The organism is Agrobacterium sp. rho-8.1, assembly GCF_033957725.1.
Lineage (GTDB): Bacteria > Pseudomonadota > Alphaproteobacteria > Rhizobiales > Rhizobiaceae > Agrobacterium.
This window is the reverse complement of record NZ_CP192789.1, coordinates 1,033,755-1,049,187: the sequence shown is the minus strand read 5'-3', so window position 1 is coordinate 1,049,187 and position 15,433 is coordinate 1,033,755. Positions and strand designations below refer to the sequence as shown.

Genomic DNA, 15,433 nt, shown 5'->3' with positions numbered 1-15,433 from the left:
TTGGTGAGGCATCATGATCGGACTTAAACTCGTATCTGAAGTGACAGCAGACGGACTGGTGGTGCTGCGTCTGGTGGAAACGCCCATCGGCAAGCCTCAACCCGATCAGGTCATCGTGCGAGTCGATGCCGCCCCCGTCAATCCGTCGGATATCGGCCTGATGCTGGCCGGCGCGAAGCCATCGGAGTTCCAGCGATCAAATGACGCGGACGGCAAGGCAGTCTTGGTCGCGCGCCTGCCGGCGCATGCTCTGGACCTGATGGCGGCACGCATCGGTCATCCTTTGCCCGTCGGTAACGAGGGCGCCGGCATCGTTATCGATGCGGGCTCTTCCGTGCGCCATATGCTTGGGCTAACCGTTGCTGTCTTGGGGGGTGGAATGTACGCGCAGTATCGCACAGTGACGGCGGATGACTGCATCGTGCTACCCGAAGACGTTACGCCGCAGCAAGCTGCCTCTGCCTGGGTCAACCCGATGACCGCTTCCGGAATGGTCCATACGATGCGGTCCGAGGGACACACCGCGATCGTTCACACCGCGGCGGCGTCGAGTCTGGGCCAGATCCTCAACCGCCTCTGCGCGAGAGACGGCATAGCGCTGGTCAATATCGTGCGAAATGCTACGCAGGCGGACATTCTGCGGGCTCTCGATGCGCGATGGATTGTCAGATCGGATGAACCCGATTTCGCTCTGCAGTTAACGAATGCCATTGAGGAAACGCGTGCGACGATCGCCTTTGATGCCGTCGGTGGTGGTGGCTTGGCCGGTGAGATTCTCAGCGCGATGGATCAGGTCTTTCGCCGTGACATGCCGCATTTCAGCCGCTACGGGTCCAGCGTCCACAAGCAGATCTACATCTATGGCGGTCTCGATAGCAGACCCATCGTGCTTGACCGCGATTGGGGCATGCAGTGGTCCGTCGGTGGCTGGCTTCTCACTCCCTTTTTGGAGCGGATCGGACCGCTGGAGCGAACGCGACTTCGGCAGCAGATTGCCGAGCAAATCACGACCGTTTTCGCATCCAGTTACACAGACGCCGTGCCGCTGACCGCGTTGGTCGAGCCTGAAGCGATTGCAAGGCTTGGCGTGCCGTTAACAGGTGCGAAATATCTGGTTGAACCGGGAAGGCTTTGACTGCGGCGGTCGTCGAGTGCGCGCGGTCATTGCTCTGACCAGATCGCGGGAGGAACTCTATTAGGGGGTAGATCGTGACCGCCCGGGTCCGACATAAATGACGTTTGGGAGAGATGGAATGCCGACAGTAAAACGCCCTCGTGTTCTGGTGACAGCGGGGGCGAGCGGCATCGGCCTGGAAATCGCGCGCGCCTTTGTCGCATCGGGCGCGGCTGTGTTCGTTTGCGATTCCAGCGCGGAGGCGGTTGAGGCGCTCGCGGTGGTTCTTCCGTCTGCTGGAAGCGCTGTGTGTGACGTGACGGATCGTGCCGCAGTTGACACCATGTTCGCTACAGCCATCGACGCACTTGGCGGGCTCGATACGCTGGTGAACAATGCCGGAATATCAGGCCCCACCGGCCGCGTGGATGAGATTGCTCCTGAAGACTGGGACCGAACCCTGACCGTGAATATCACAGGACAGTACAATCTTGTTCGCCTCGCCGTGGCGGAACTCAGGAAAAGCGACTGTGCTTCGATCCTCTGCATGTCGTCGGCGGCAGGACGGATGGCCTATCCCAACCGCAGTCCCTACGCAGCGGCGAAATGGGCCATTATCGGCTTTATGAAAACAATCGCCGCCGAACTGGGAGCCTACGATATTCGTGCGAACGCGATTTTGCCGGGAATGGTCGATGGCCCCAGACTTCAGGCCGTGGTCTCGGCCAAAGCTGCGGTCGCGCAACTCGATCCGGCAGATATCATCCGGAAGGGGCTAGCGGGGACCTCGATCAAGCGCCTCGTCTCTGCCGAGGAGGTCGCTGCGCTGGCGGTTTTTCTGGCGTCAAGAGAAGGCAGGGCGATCAGTGGCCAGGCCATCGGTATCGACAATGATCTTCAATACATGGCCTAGCGAATTTTTGGCCTTAGCGGGATCGCTTCTTTGCCGCAAGCTCTCCTATGTCTGTGGCACTTTCGGAGCGTTTTGCGGCTGCGCGCACATCGCCCGGATACCGGCGCCGAACAGGATCGGGAGGCGGTCGAGGATCGCACCCAGGTCGCGCGAGGAGACCAATCCGTTCGAGATCACATCGATGCGGCCCGTCTGACTGAGGGAAAAGGTCAGGCTGCCACTGAGGAAGTGATAGCTCCAGTAAATTTCTTCCTCGGACGCGTCTGGAAGGACACGGCGCATATATCTAAGAAGCATCTGCGAGGTGTCGTCGAAGACCTCCGACATCAAACGGCGGAGCTCACCTCCTGAGCTGTTGACGAAGCCTACGACCGCATCGTAATTGCGCCAGCCATCGTCCGTGATGCTGAGCTGAAGTCCCGGTCGGATGAACGCATCAATCACGCCTTCGAGTGTCATCGCCTCGCCGACTTCAGCCTCATAGGCTTCAAAGGCCTCGCGCCGCAGTTCATTCAAAAAAGGACCGCGCCGCCGAAACACAGCCTCGAACAGGTTTTTCTTGTCGCCGAAATAATAGCGCATGAGGGCCGTATCGATGCCGGCGGCCTTGGCGACGTTCGTCAAGCTCGTACCGTCAAAACCCTTCCATGCGAACTCTGCCTCCGCAACGTCGAGAATGAGGGTCATCGATTCCTGCCGTCGGTCGGCTTGGCGTCTGCGCATCGTCAAAAGATCTTCTTACCTCATCACTTTAAAGAAACTGAATCTTCGCTGAAAGCTCATGGAAGATCAACCCCGCGACAGACGCCAACTAAAACTTCTTCTTTAAGAAAGAAAGATTGACCGCTCCATGTCTTTGAGGAATATTGTCTGAAGTCGTCGGCTGTTTGTCGGCGATGTCCTGGGGAGGAGGATGACAGATGCGCGAAACCGCATGGCAGGAATTATCAAGACGATGGCCCATTTTACTTGGTGCTTTTCTCGGTTTGGCGGGCGGCGTTTCGTCCATCGCATATTATTCGCAAGGCTTGTTTGTCGGGCCTTTGACCCAAACCTTTGGCTGGTCGCGCGAGCAGATGTCGCTGGTAACGCTGGCAGGCGGCATGCTGCTGGCCATTCTCTCACCCTTTGTGGGCACTCTGGTCGATCGGTTCGGCGTGGTCCGCCCTTTGCTGGTGTCCTTTTGCGCGATGATCGTGGGTTATCTCGTGTTGAGCAGGATCGGCGGCAGCTTCGCGCTGTTCCTTTTGGTTCAGTTGCTATTGATCGGCGTCGGATCGGCGACCGGACCGGTTTCTTTCACGCGCATCGTCAGCGAGAACTTTGTCGCAGCGCGCGGATTTGCGCTTGGCGCAACGTTGGCTGGCGGCGGTGTCATGGCCATCATCGCTCCGCCGATCATCGCCTCCCTGATCGCGCAGAATAGCTGGCGGGAAGGCTATCTTGCCGTCGCCGGGCTCGTTTTGGTCTGCGCAACCCTATCGCTGGTGCTTCTCGTTCCACGGCTGCGATCGACTGCTTCCGTCCCCACCGCGACGGAGGCCGAGGTATCCACAGATGCGCACTACCGGACGCCAGACCTGTCATCGCCATTCATCTGGCGTCTCGCCTTCACCTTTCTGCTTGTGGCTCTGGGCGTGGGGGGCTTCACATTCCATATGGTGCCGATGCTCACCGACGCCGGCATGGACCTTTCGTCGGCTGCACGGATCCAGAGCTTGATCGGTGTTGCCTTGCTTGTCGGCCGGCTGGGCGCGGGCGCTCTCATGGACCGGATCTTTGCCCCCTATATAGCGGCGAGCGCCGTGTTGCTCGCCGCGCTCGGCCTTGCGATCATCGCGCTGTTCGGTGTGGCCGCCGCCGCGCCTGGCGCCCTCCTCATCGGCCTTGCGCTGGGCGCCGAAGGTGACGTGATTGGTTACCTCACAGCCCGTTACTTCGGCCTCGCCGTCTATGGCCGGATTTATGGCATATTATACGGGATCTTCGCGTTTGGCCTTGGCCTTAGCCCGCTTGTGATCTCCCGGCTTCAGGCTATGGCGAATTCCTACGACCCCGCGCTCTGGTTTTCATGTGCAATCCTCGTGGTCGCCGCAGTCTCGCTGCTGACGCTCCCTTCGTTTCAGGAGAAGGCGAAATGACCGTGCCGGAAAAGATTGCCGTCGTCGGCTGCGGCAATATCGGTGCCGGATGGGCAACCCATCTTCTGGCGCGCGGCTTGAGCGTCACTTGTGCCGACCCGGCTCCGGGCGCAGAAGAGCGTCTCAACCTATCCGTCGCGCGCGACCTCCGGCTGCTGGGACTTGACGAGGCCGGTATCGGCGCCGCGATCAACCGACTGACCTTCGTTCCGACAATCGAGCAGGCCGTGACGAATTGCGGTTGGATCCAGGAGAATTCGCCCGAAAATCTTGATGTGAAACATGAGGTCATTGGTGCCATCGAGGCTGCCGCGCCGCCGCAAGCCGTGATCGCATCCAGCACATCGAGCATCATGCCGAGCCTCCTTCAGGCCCAGGCTTTACATCCCGAACGGATCATAGCGGGGCATCCTTTTATCCCCGTACCGCTGATTGCACTTGTGGAAGTCGTGGGCGGAGAACGCACATCGGAGGCCACCATTGTCGCCGCGATGGGCTTTTACTCAGCGATTGGGAAAGTCCCCATCCACGTGCGTCGTGAGGTGTCCGGCCACATTGCCAATCGCCTTCAGGCAGCGCTCATGCGCGAGGCGTTCTTTCTGCTCGAACAAGGCGTCGCCTCGGCAGGTGACATTGATCTTGCGTTGACCGAAGGCCCCGGGCAACGATGGGCCGCAACCGGTCCCTTCATTAGCCAGCACCTGGCCGGCGGACCAGGCGGGGCAGCGGCAGCTTTCGCCAATCTTGGCGGCGCGCTGCGCGCAATGTGGGCTGATCTCGGCGCGCCCCTCTTGAATGCGGACCTGCAAGACAAGATCGAAGCGGGAATAGAGGGGATTCTCGCGGAAACACCCGACACCGTGTGGCAAGAGCGGCGGATCGAGCTTTTGCGCATGCTTGATCGCTGGAAACTGGATCGCTAGTCAGCGTATCCTTCCTCACCGTTGTCTCCAAAAGAAATGCTAAGACCACCAGATTGTGTACAGAAATGAAAGTATTGCTATAATTTCCGGCTTAAAACTAAGTATTTGACATTTTTTGTATACGAGTGGTATGCATTATTGAGCACTTGGAGGAGTGATGCGATGAAAACCCAGACTTTTCCTGTTAACGCCTGGTACGCTGCCGCCTATGACGTGGAGGTGAAGCGGGCTCTGTTTCCTCGAACTATCTGCGGCACGCCCGTCGTCCTGTTTCGCAAGCAAAACGGCAAGGCGGCCGCGCTGGCCGACACCTGTTGGCACAGGCTGCTGCCGCTCTCCAAGGGAGAGTTGCATGGCGACAATGTCATCTGCGGGTATCACGGGCTTGAGTTCGACGAGACAGGCCGCTGCGTCTACATGCCGTCGCAGGAAACCATCAATCCTTCAGCCTGCGTTAAGAGCTACCCGTTGGAGGAGCGTCATCGCTTCCTGTGGATATGGATGGGAGACCCGGCTCTCGCCGATCCGGCCAAAATCCCCGACCTGCACTGGAACGACGATCCGGAATGGGCCAGCGACGGTAAGGTCATTCGCGTGAAATGCGACTACAGGCTCGTTGTCGACAATCTCATGGATCTCACTCATGAGACATTCGTGCACGGCTCCTCGATCGGCAACCGCGCCGTCGCGGAAGCCCCCTTCACGGTTACGCATTCCGAAACGACTGCGACAGTGACGCGCTGGATGGAGGGGATTGATCCGCCGCCCTTCTGGTCCGATCAACTGCGCAAGCCTGGCAAGGTCGATCGCTGGCAGATCATCCACTTCCAGGCGCCCTCGACCGTAGCCATCGACGTCGGCGTCGCGGTTGCCGGCACGGGTGCGCCGCAGGGCGACAGGAGCCAGGGCGTCAACGGTTTCGTGCTCAACACGATGACCCCCGAGACGGATTCGACCTGTCATTATTTCTGGGCTTTCGCACGCAACTGGGACATCGGCAACCAGGCTTGGACGCACAAGCTTCGCGAGGCTGTCGCAGGTGTCTTCCGCGAGGATGAGGACATTCTCGAAGCCCAGCAAAAGGCCATCGAGGCAAATCCAGACCATGTCTTCTACAATCTCAATATCGATGCCGGATCGATGTGGGCGCGCAAATTGACCGAACGCATGATCGATGGTGAACAGGCCGTCCGGCTGGCTGCGGAGTAGAGACATGGAGGCAAAGCGGGACACGCAAACGCTAAAAGCCCTGCTTGGTGTGCGCGACATCGTTCTCGGCGGCAGCATGGCTGCGGGTGAGCGCCTTTCCGAAGTGGCCCTTTCCGAGATGCTCGGCGTTTCTCGTACACCGCTCAGAGCCGCACTTTCGCGACTGGAGCAGGAGGGGTTGTTGGAGCTGATCCCTTCGGGCGGTTACGCCATCCGCAGCTTCACCACGGAGGATGTCTTCGATGCCATCGAACTGCGCGGGCTTATGGAGGGAACGGCGCTCCGGCTGGCGGCGGAACGCGGTGTGCCCGCAGCGCGGCTTGGGCATCTCCGGTCGCTGGTCCGCGCACTCGACGACGCCTTTACCGACCGTCTCGAGAACATGCATTTCGAGCGGTATGTCGAGCTGAATGCGGAGTTCCACGCGGCGCTGGCCCTGCTGCCAGGCAGCGAGACCATGCGGCGGGAGCTGGAACGGGTCGTGCAGCTGCCCTTCGCCTCGCCCAGCGCCTTTCTGGAAAAGCAGGAGGACGTTCCAGCTTTCCGCCAGTCGCTGGTTTTCGCGCAGACACAACATCGCGACATGGTGAATGCGCTAGAGGGCCGGGAGGGCGCGCGTGCCGAATTCCTGGGTCGCGAACACGCGCGGCTGGCGCGTAGAAATCTCGAATTCATCATGCGCGAGGATCGCAGTCTGATACCGAAAGTGCCGGGCCTCGCGCTGGTTGTCGCGTAAAAAACTCTGGGAGGAGAAACGATGCGCATGAACATGGAATGGCGGCAGGCGAGCGTCCGCTCGACTGCGGAAATCGCCGAGGGAGTTCATCGGGTGGAATTTGACGTGCAGGGCACGCTTCCCCCGTTCGATCCGGGCTCGCACACCAATATCGCGGTTCTCATTAACGGCGTCCGCGCCATCCGCACCTATACATGTCTGCCGGCGCCGCCTGGCTGTCTGGCGATTGCGGCCAAGCGGCATCCCAACAGCCGCGGCGGATCGCGTTTCATCGCGTCGCTCAAACCAGGCGATGCGGTCGATGTGACGGCGCCGGAAAACCGCTTCGAGCTGTCCTGGCGCGCCAGTCGCTATCTTCTGATTGCCGGCGGCATCGGCGTTACCCCCATCTACGGTATGGCACGCACGCTTGCGACAGCCGGTCAGGATCTGCGCATGATCTATGGCGGTGCCACGCGTAGCGTCATGCCTTTCATCGATGAACTCGCCGACCTGCTGGCCGACAGGCTCGAGGTCTTTCCAGCAGACGAAGGCCGGAATTTGGAACTCGCCAGGGAAATCGACGCCCTGCCAGAGAGTGGAGAAGCCTATGTTTGCGGTCCGCTCGGACTGCTCCAGGCGGTCAAGAGGGTCTGGCTCGAAAGCGGCCGCCCCGTCAGCCGCCTGCGCTATGAGGTGTTCGGCGACAATGGAAAATTCACAGAGACCGCCTTCGAGGTGTCCGTGCTCAATCGCGGCATACAAACGACGGTCCGGCCCGACCAGTCGCTGCTGGATGCGCTGATCGGTGCGGGGGTTGATATGATCTACGATTGCCAGCGGGGCGAATGCGGTCTCTGTGCTGTCCGCATCGTTGAAGCAGATAGCGACGTCGATCACCGCGACGTTTTCTTCAACGAGGCGGAAAAGAACAGCAACGAACATATGTGCGCCTGCGTCTCTCGATTTACCGGGGGCCGTGCCGTAATCGATATCGGATATCGAGCCTAGACACGAGATCAGCGCGGCGATGAGGGAGGCGCCGCCACGCATGAGGCTTGGACGTCTTCAATGTGAGGACGCGCCCAACGACATCGTCTTGACTTAAACGCTCAGCGTTGCCGAGGGAGCGGCACAAGGGCGTTTCCGGACGTTGAGCGATAACCCATTCAGCCGACGGACATATTCGGACACCATCACTTTGGCTCGCATGTGACAGCGAGGTGAATTTGCACCATTAACCGACGCTGTCTGTCGAACCCTTCCCGAGCTCACCTAACCGAAACCACCTTATTAATCGACGGAGAAGACGCCCATGACGACGACCATCCCCCTGCTGATCAACGGCTCCGAACGGGCCGCCGAAAGCGGGCGTACCTACGACCGGATCAATCCGTATACCGGTGATGTCGCGACGACGGCCGCAGCGGCGAGCGTCGGCGATGCCCGTGATGCGATCGACGCAGCGGCCGCCGCATTTCCTGCCTGGTCGAAGACGGGCCCCGGCGAACGGCGCAAGATCCTCCTGAAGGCCGCAGATGTCATGGCGTCCAAGGTCGAGGAATTTTCCGAACTGGTGACTGCGGAGACGGGCGCGACCGGCACTTGGGGTGCCTTCAACGTGATGTTCGCCGCAAGCATCCTGCGGGAAGCCGCGGCCATGACGACGCAGATTTCCGGCGAGGTCATTCCCTCCGACAAGCCGGGCTCCCTGTCCATGGGCATGCGGCAGGCGGCCGGAGTATGTCTCGGCATCGCACCCTGGAACGCGCCGGTCATCTTGGGCACACGGGCTATCGCCATGCCGCTGGCTTGCGGCAACACCGTCATCCTTAAAGCCTCCGAGCAGTGCCCGGGCACGCATCGTCTGATCGCTCAGTGCTTGGTCGATGCCGGACTGCCGGCGGGGGTCATCAACGTGATCACCAACGCGCCGGAAGACGCGCCTGGGATCGTCGAACATCTGATCGCCGACGAGAGGGTCCGCCGGGTTAATTTTACCGGTTCGACCAAGGTCGGCAGGATCATCGCCGAACTGTGCGGACGGCATCTGAAACCGGCTCTCTTGGAGCTCGGCGGCAAGGCACCGCTGATCGTGCTCGACGACGCCGATATCGACGGTGCCGTCAATGCTGCCGCCTTTGGCGCTTTCGCCAATATGGGGCAGATCTGCATGTCGACCGAACGCCTCATCGTGCATGAGGCGGTGGCAGATGAGTTCGTCGCTAAGCTCGCGGCAAAGGCGAGAAGCCTCCCAGCAGGCGATCCGCGCGGCCATGTGGTTCTGGGATCGATGATCAGCACGGAGGCGGCCGCCAAGATGGACGCGCTGACCGCCGACGCCATATCCAAGGGTGCTAAACTCGTGGCCGGCGGCAAGCGCCAGGGAAGCGTCGTGGAGGCGACGCTGCTCGACGGCGTTACGCCCGACATGCGCCTTTATTCCGAGGAAAGTTTTGGTCCCGTGAAGCCAGTCATCCGGGTGTCAAGCGAGGATGAAGCCATCCGTATCGCCAACGATACAGAATACGGACTGTCGAGCGCTGTGTTCAGCCGCGATATCAAGCGCGCCCTTTCGGTTGCTGGCCGTATCGAATCCGGCATCTGCCACATCAACGGCCCGACCGTCTTCGACGAGGCCCAGATGCCCTTTGGCGGCGTGAAAGGCAGTGGCTACGGCCGCTTCGGCGGCAAATCCGCGATCGCCGAGTTCACGGAACTGCGCTGGATCACGATCGAGGATCCGAACCAGCACTATCCTTTCTAGGATTTTCCCGGCCTTACCCATTGAGAGGGTGGCGTTGCCTTAACAGGTCAGGCCTCTCGAGGGTGACGTTTGAGGCTAACTTCAGTCAGCAATCGACCGGGCCCCATCGGCCCCGGTCGATTTGGCTTATGCTAGAAACTTGCGGTCGGCTCACACCTCTTCCAAGCTGTTCTTGGCGAGTGCGGTATTGCTGGAGATGTTGGGCATCGGGCCGTGGCCTGTCCGGCAGACGTTTGGGCGGCGTGGCGGGTGACATTATTCGTCGCGCTCAAAGCTGGCGGATTGTTTGTTGGGAAAGCCTTGGCTATCTCCGTTATCGCGCTTTCCAGCGCTCTTTCAGCACGCTTTTTGTTCACGAACTTACACACCGCGGCCTTCCTACCATCGAATCCCTCACCGCTGAGTGCGTGATACATGGCGTCGCGTATCGACAGGAGATCGACAACGGCCTTTTTCGCCGCGTTGCCTGAAAGGATCCCTATTTATCTTTAATACGAGCCCGACAGCCCGTCCTTGTCATGTTTGCTGTCGATATCGTCCCGGACCACCCTGACATTGCAAATCCATATCCTGTGGCGTGGCATTATGTCGGGTGGGCGCCTCCCCGGCTATTGCATCCTCACGATGGCCTTGACGGTCCGCCCGCTCTCGGAATCGTTGATCGCCTCGTTGATGTCAGCGAAGTCGTAAAACGTTACCAGCCTGTCGAAGGGGAAACGGCCCTGGGCATAGAGCTCGACCAGAACGGGAATGAAGGTATCCGGATTGGATTCACCCTCGACGATGCCCATGAGCCGACGGCCGCCGCTCATGAAATGGACCTCGTCGAGATGGATTTCGCTTCTCATGGCGGACGCACCGAGAATGCCACAGGTGCCCATGGGCGCCAGTGCCATCACCGCGCCGCGAATGACGCTGGAAATCCCTGTCGTGTCGAGCGCGAAATGAAGACCATATCCGGTGATCGCCAGAATTTCCGTCGTCGCATCGACTTTGCCGGGATTGATCACATGCGTGGCGCCGAGTTCGCGCGCCACGGCCAGCCGCTCATCGTTCATGTCGACCGCGATAATCGTCGTCGCGCCGACGGCATTGGCCGCCATGATGGCTGAAAGCCCGACCGAACCCGAGCCGAACACGGCAAATGACTTTCCGGCCGAGACCTTGAGCGCGTTCATCACGGCACCCGCCCCTGTCTGGATACCACAGGCAAGCGGCCCGAGCAGTTCGAGCGGCGCCGTCTCCGGCACCTTCACGACGTTCACTTCATGGCAGATGGCATGGGTGGCGAAGGAGGATTGTCCGAAGAAATTGCCATTGATGCGCTCGTCGCCAACGGACAACGCGCTCGAACCATCCGTCCGCGCGGCGAAGAAATTGCGTGGAAAGAACTCGTGGCAATAGCTCGCATGGTGGTCCTGGCACGTCGGGCAGTGGCCACAGGAGTTGAACGTCATCACCACCCGGTCGCCGGCTTTCACCTTTGAGACGGCGCGTCCGACCTTTTCGACCACGCCCGCCCCTTCGTGACCGAGCACGACGGGCAACGGTGTCGGCATCATGCCGTCGCGCACGACGATGTCGGTATGGCAAACGCCGGTCGCAACGACCTTGACCAGGATTTCATTGTCTCTCGGTTCTTCGATGTCGATAATTTCCAAGCTGAGTTGAGCGCCCTGAGCGCGGGCGACGGCGGCTGTAATCTGCATGGCAGGTCTCCGGAAGGGGTGCGGCTGGCGCGGGATGCGGGCGCGCATGGCCCGCATCCTGCTGCTGGGAGGCGTCAATAGGGATAGGGCGTGGCAACGTGCTTGACCGAGATCCACTTCCAGGTGGTAAACTCCTCCACGTCGGCCGGGCCGCCGATGCGGCTGCCGTTCCCGGATTTGCGCGGACCGCCAAACGGCGCGAAAGGGCCGCCATTGACCGTCTGGTCGTTGACATGGACCATGCCGACATCGAGCTCCTCCGCGATCCTCAGCGCGCGGGCCGTGTCGGCCGAGATGACGCCTGCGGCGAGCCCGTAGTCGCTGTCATTGGTCAAGGCGATGGCTTCCGCATCCGTCTTGAAGCTTGCGATGCAGGCGACAGGTCCGAAGATTTCCTCCTCGAAGGCACGCATGCCTGGCCGGACATTCGCCAACACCGTCGCTGCATAATATCGGCCTTCATGTGTGCCGCCTGCCAGAAGACGGGCGCCCTTGGCGACGGCGTCGTCGACGATCGCCTGTATGGCCGCCACCTGCTCATCCGAGATGACGGGGCCGAGCGCCACCTGATGGCTGGAGGGGTCGCCCGCTGGCATATCGGATGCCTTGGCGACGAGCTTCTCCGTCAAGGCTTCGACGATGGTCTCATCGGCCAGAATGAGGCCGGTCGCCATGCAGATCTGGCCCTGATGCAGAAAGGCACCCCAGGCCGAGTTCGATGCGGCGATATCAAGATCGGCGTCGTCGAGAACGATGAGCGAATTCTTGCCGCCGAGCTCGAGCTGGACCTTCTTGAAATGCTTACCCGCGATCTCCGCAACCTTGGAGCCTCCTCGCGCCGAGCCCGTAAACGAGATCATCGCAATATTGGGATCGATGCACATCGCCTCGCCGGCATCGGCACCGCCGGGAACGACCTGGAGCACGCCTTTGGGCAAGCCTGCTTCCTCGAAAATCCGAGCAATGATGATGCCACCCGAGATCGGCGTGCGCGGATCAGGCTTGTGAACCACTGCATTACCGAAGGCCAGGGCCGCCGCGATCGAGCGGACCGACAGCACGAGAGGGAAATTAAATGGCGAGATCACGCCGACGACGCCGTGCGGCACGCGCTTGGCATAGCTGGTTCGCTCATCGATCGACGGGATCAACAGGCCCATCGGCTGGGTCGCCAGATTCGCCGCATGCCGAATGAAGAGCGCACCATCCCCGATCTCGATGCCTGCCTTCGGATAGATCGAGCCGGATTCCCGCATGATCCAGGGGATCAGCTCCGAACGGTTCTCTTCGAGAAGGTCGGCGGCCTTGGACAGGATGCGCGCCCGCTCGGTGGGCAGGGTCTTCGCCCAGGCCTTCTGGGCCGCGCGCGCTTCGGCAGCGGCACGGGCGATGTCGGACGGCCCGCCAACACCGACTGAGGCAATGACCGCACCGGTCGCCGGATCTTTCACATCCATAACCCCAGCCGCAGTCGTCTGCCAGTCGCCAAACAGGGCGCGACCCTGCCAGCGCTCGCTATCGAGAAAATTCTGGTTTTCGATGTTCATCGTGTTCCTCCTCACAATCGCACAGTACTCGAAAGCAAAGGCATGGCTCCGCCGTCACGAGATTGACTTTCTCTTGGACAGACGGTCGCATACCTTGGTTTAAAGCCTCCTGCCGCTTCCTCCAGCGGCTTTTCCTTGTCCTGCAAAGCCTATGCCAGATCCCCAAACCACAGGGATGAACCGTGGTGCATCCTCATAAGAAATTGAAAATATTTGAGATTTTGTCCAATGCACGCGCGTTCGATCCGGACACCGTACAACTCCTTGCGCTTCATAAAATAATGAAATACGCTTCATTAAATTCATAAAAATGTCGATGTGATCATGAAAGACCGACAAGCGCCCGATCACCTGATCTCTCTTGCTGAAGCCTCCCGCAAGACAGGCGGGATTTTGACGCGCGGCGCCTTTAGCGAACTCGACATGGGGGCTACCCCAACTCTCGCAGACCTAGCCGAAGCCCTGAATTTTGCGCTCGGCGACGGCCGCATCTGGCTCAACGACCAGCGCATGCTCCTGATCCAGTCGCTCGTTCTCGGCCGGCTTCGGCAGGAGATCATCGATGCCTTCGGGGTGGAGACAGCCAAGGGTCTGTTCATGCGTGTCGGCTATATGCAGGGCGTTCGGGATGCGGAGCTGATCCAAAAGCGTTTCGCGCAGGAAGATTTAACCCATGCACTCGCCGCCGGTCCCCGCGTCCATACGCTTGAAGGCTTCGTCAAGGTAACGACCAAGCAGTTTCAGTTTGATCTCCGCAAAGGCACCTATTTTGGCGAATTCTACTGGGACGATTCCTCTGAGGCCGCCGAACATCTTTCAAGCTATGGTATCGCCAGCGAGCCCGTCTGCTGGATGCAGATCGGCTATCCCTCAGGCTATACCAGCACGCTCTTCGGCAAGCCGGTGGTGTTCCGCGAAATCGAATGCGCAGCCATGGGCGCACCGCGCTGCTTCGTCGTCGGTCAACATGCCGATGCCTGGGGTGACGGCGCCCCCGAACGCCAGTATCTGGGCCTCGACTGGACCGGCCGCCGCCCCGTATCGGTAAACCGGCGGGTGCCGACATCGGCGGCAAAATCACCCAACGTACCGGATGGCCAAGTCGTCGGCGTTTCGGCAAGCTTCCTGCGAACTAGGCTGATGCTGGAAAAGGTCGCAGACACAGACGCAACGGTGCTCTTCATCGGCGAATCCGGCGTGGGCAAGGAGCTTTTCTCGAACGAGTTGCATAGACTCAGCCCGCGCCAGGACAAGCCCTTCGTGCCGATCAATTGCGCCGCTATCCCGGAAACGCTGGTCGAGTCCGAGCTGTTCGGCGTTGAAAAAGGTGCCTTTACCGGCGCCATCCAGTCGCGCGCCGGATATTTCGAACGCGCCCACGGCGGCACGTTGTTCCTCGATGAGATTGCTTCTCTGACCTATTCGGCGCAAGGCAAGGTCCTTCGTGCTATCCAGGAGCGGAAGATCGAACGCGTCGGCGGCACACGGACGATACCGGTGGACGTCCGGGTTGTCACCGCGTCGAATGTCGACCTTGCCGCGGAGGTCAGGGGCGGACGCTTCCGACAGGACCTGTATTTTCGGCTCTGCGTGTTCCCGATCGTCATTCCGCCGCTTCGAGACCGTCGCGACGATATCCCCCTGCTAGCCGCGCATTTCCTCAAGTTCTTCCGAGATCGACACCGGCGTGACACTGCCGGTTTCACCCGCCGCGCTATGGACGCGCTTCTGGCTTACGATTTCCCTGGCAATATTCGCGAACTCCAGAACCTCGTCGAGCGCGGAGTCATTCTTTCCGAAAGCGGCTCATTGATCGACCTGCAGCACATGTTTACCGGCTTCGAGATGATGCCGTCGCCCGCGCTCAAATTGACAGAAGGCGGACGGATCTCTGCGGCATCGCAATCGTCCGAGCCTCGCGCGGATGCAAGCCATCCGATGACGACACCCGACGCCCTCAAACGGGCAGAGGCAGAGCTTTACGTTTCGTGGCTGGCCGCTGCAGGCGGAAACGTTTCCGCAGCGGCGCGCCAGCTGGGTATAACACGCGCCAAACTCGAATATCGGCTTAGGAAACTCGGGCAATTGGATTGACCGAGCTCTTCACGGCGGCCAAAGCGAGCCAATCCATCTTCGTCGAACTGTTCGATACAAATGGGCCGACCGCAAAAATAGCATCGCACCAGAACCGGCATATTAGAACTGTCAACTTCCTCGCCGACCTCAGAGGGGACAGTCGGCGGCGCGACGTAGATACTGGCTTTGTCTGCCGTCTTCGGCTCTGTCGCCCGCAGGCTGTACACGTTCCTGAGAGATCGTGCGCCCGCAGCCGAATCTGGACACACTCTGCGACAATCGCAACTTCATCGACTGCAAAGTTGGATCGCGTTAGGCT

The 15,433-nt window shown here is 60.3% G+C and carries 12 protein-coding genes; 9 read left to right on the top strand and 3 right to left on the bottom strand.

Going from position 1 to position 15,433, the window contains the following annotated elements; genetic code table 11:
* Nucleotides 1–13: 13 nt before the first annotated feature.
* Both RMR21_RS19765 and RMR21_RS19760 read left to right on the top strand, forming a co-directional pair.
* Nucleotides 14–1,135 carry an alcohol dehydrogenase catalytic domain-containing protein gene (locus RMR21_RS19765; RefSeq protein WP_498671114.1) on the top strand — a complete coding sequence of 374 codons (1,122 nt, stop codon included), beginning with the start codon at nt 14–16 and terminating at the stop codon, nt 1,133–1,135.
* Between the two features lie 118 nt (nt 1,136–1,253).
* Complete coding sequence (locus RMR21_RS19760) at nt 1,254–2,027, top strand: SDR family oxidoreductase (RefSeq protein ID WP_498671113.1); 774 nt, start codon at nt 1,254–1,256, stop codon at nt 2,025–2,027.
* A 45-nt stretch (nt 2,028–2,072) separates the two neighbouring features.
* Here the strand turns inward: RMR21_RS19760 and RMR21_RS19755 are convergent, their stop codons facing one another.
* The gene (locus RMR21_RS19755; RefSeq protein ID WP_498671112.1) at nt 2,073–2,750 is read right to left on the bottom strand and encodes a TetR/AcrR family transcriptional regulator; all 678 of its coding nucleotides are present in this window, start codon (nt 2,748–2,750) and stop codon (nt 2,073–2,075) included.
* Nucleotides 2,751–2,947: 197 nt separating this feature from the next.
* On the opposite strand from RMR21_RS19755, the gene RMR21_RS19750 reads away from it, so the two are divergent.
* The 6 genes from RMR21_RS19750 to RMR21_RS19725 all read left to right on the top strand — a co-directional run bounded on the left by RMR21_RS19750 (nt 2,948) and on the right by RMR21_RS19725 (nt 9,782).
* Nucleotides 2,948–4,168, top strand: a complete 1,221-nt coding sequence (locus RMR21_RS19750; protein ID WP_498671111.1) for an MFS transporter — start codon at nt 2,948–2,950, stop codon at nt 4,166–4,168.
* Nucleotides 4,165–5,091, top strand: coding sequence for a 3-hydroxyacyl-CoA dehydrogenase NAD-binding domain-containing protein (locus RMR21_RS19745; RefSeq protein ID WP_498671110.1), 927 nt, complete (start codon nt 4,165–4,167; stop codon nt 5,089–5,091). Before RMR21_RS19750 ends, RMR21_RS19745 begins: the two co-directional genes overlap by 4 nt.
* Before the next feature lie 162 nt (nt 5,092–5,253).
* Complete coding sequence (locus tag RMR21_RS19740; protein ID WP_498671109.1) at nt 5,254–6,300, top strand: aromatic ring-hydroxylating dioxygenase subunit alpha; 1,047 nt, start codon at nt 5,254–5,256, stop codon at nt 6,298–6,300.
* 4 nt (nt 6,301–6,304) lie between these two features.
* Nucleotides 6,305–7,036, top strand: coding sequence for a GntR family transcriptional regulator (locus tag RMR21_RS19735; RefSeq protein ID WP_498671108.1), 732 nt, complete (start codon nt 6,305–6,307; stop codon nt 7,034–7,036).
* Between the two features lie 21 nt (nt 7,037–7,057).
* Nucleotides 7,058–8,026 (top strand): PDR/VanB family oxidoreductase, encoded by a 969-nt coding sequence (locus tag RMR21_RS19730; protein WP_498671107.1) that lies wholly within the window; start codon nt 7,058–7,060, stop codon nt 8,024–8,026.
* Nucleotides 8,027–8,330: 304 nt separating this feature from the next.
* Entirely contained in the window at nt 8,331–9,782 is a 1,452-nt protein-coding gene (locus tag RMR21_RS19725; protein ID WP_498671106.1) for an aldehyde dehydrogenase, read from the top strand.
* A gap of 608 nt (nt 9,783–10,390) precedes the next feature.
* Here RMR21_RS19725 and RMR21_RS19720 read toward each other — a convergent pair.
* Nucleotides 10,391–11,491: an NAD(P)-dependent alcohol dehydrogenase gene (locus tag RMR21_RS19720; protein ID WP_498671105.1), complete on the bottom strand. Its 1,101-nt coding sequence runs from the start codon at nt 11,489–11,491 to the stop codon at nt 10,391–10,393.
* 74 nt (nt 11,492–11,565) lie between these two features.
* Nucleotides 11,566–13,038 carry a benzaldehyde dehydrogenase gene (locus RMR21_RS19715; protein ID WP_498671104.1) on the bottom strand — a complete coding sequence of 491 codons (1,473 nt, stop codon included), beginning with the start codon at nt 13,036–13,038 and terminating at the stop codon, nt 11,566–11,568.
* Nucleotides 13,039–13,362: 324 nt separating this feature from the next.
* Here RMR21_RS19715 and RMR21_RS19710 point away from each other — a divergent pair, with 324 nt between their 5' ends.
* Nucleotides 13,363–15,132, top strand: a complete 1,770-nt coding sequence (locus tag RMR21_RS19710) for a sigma 54-interacting transcriptional regulator (protein WP_498671103.1) — start codon at nt 13,363–13,365, stop codon at nt 15,130–15,132.
* Nucleotides 15,133–15,433 lie beyond the last annotated feature (301 nt).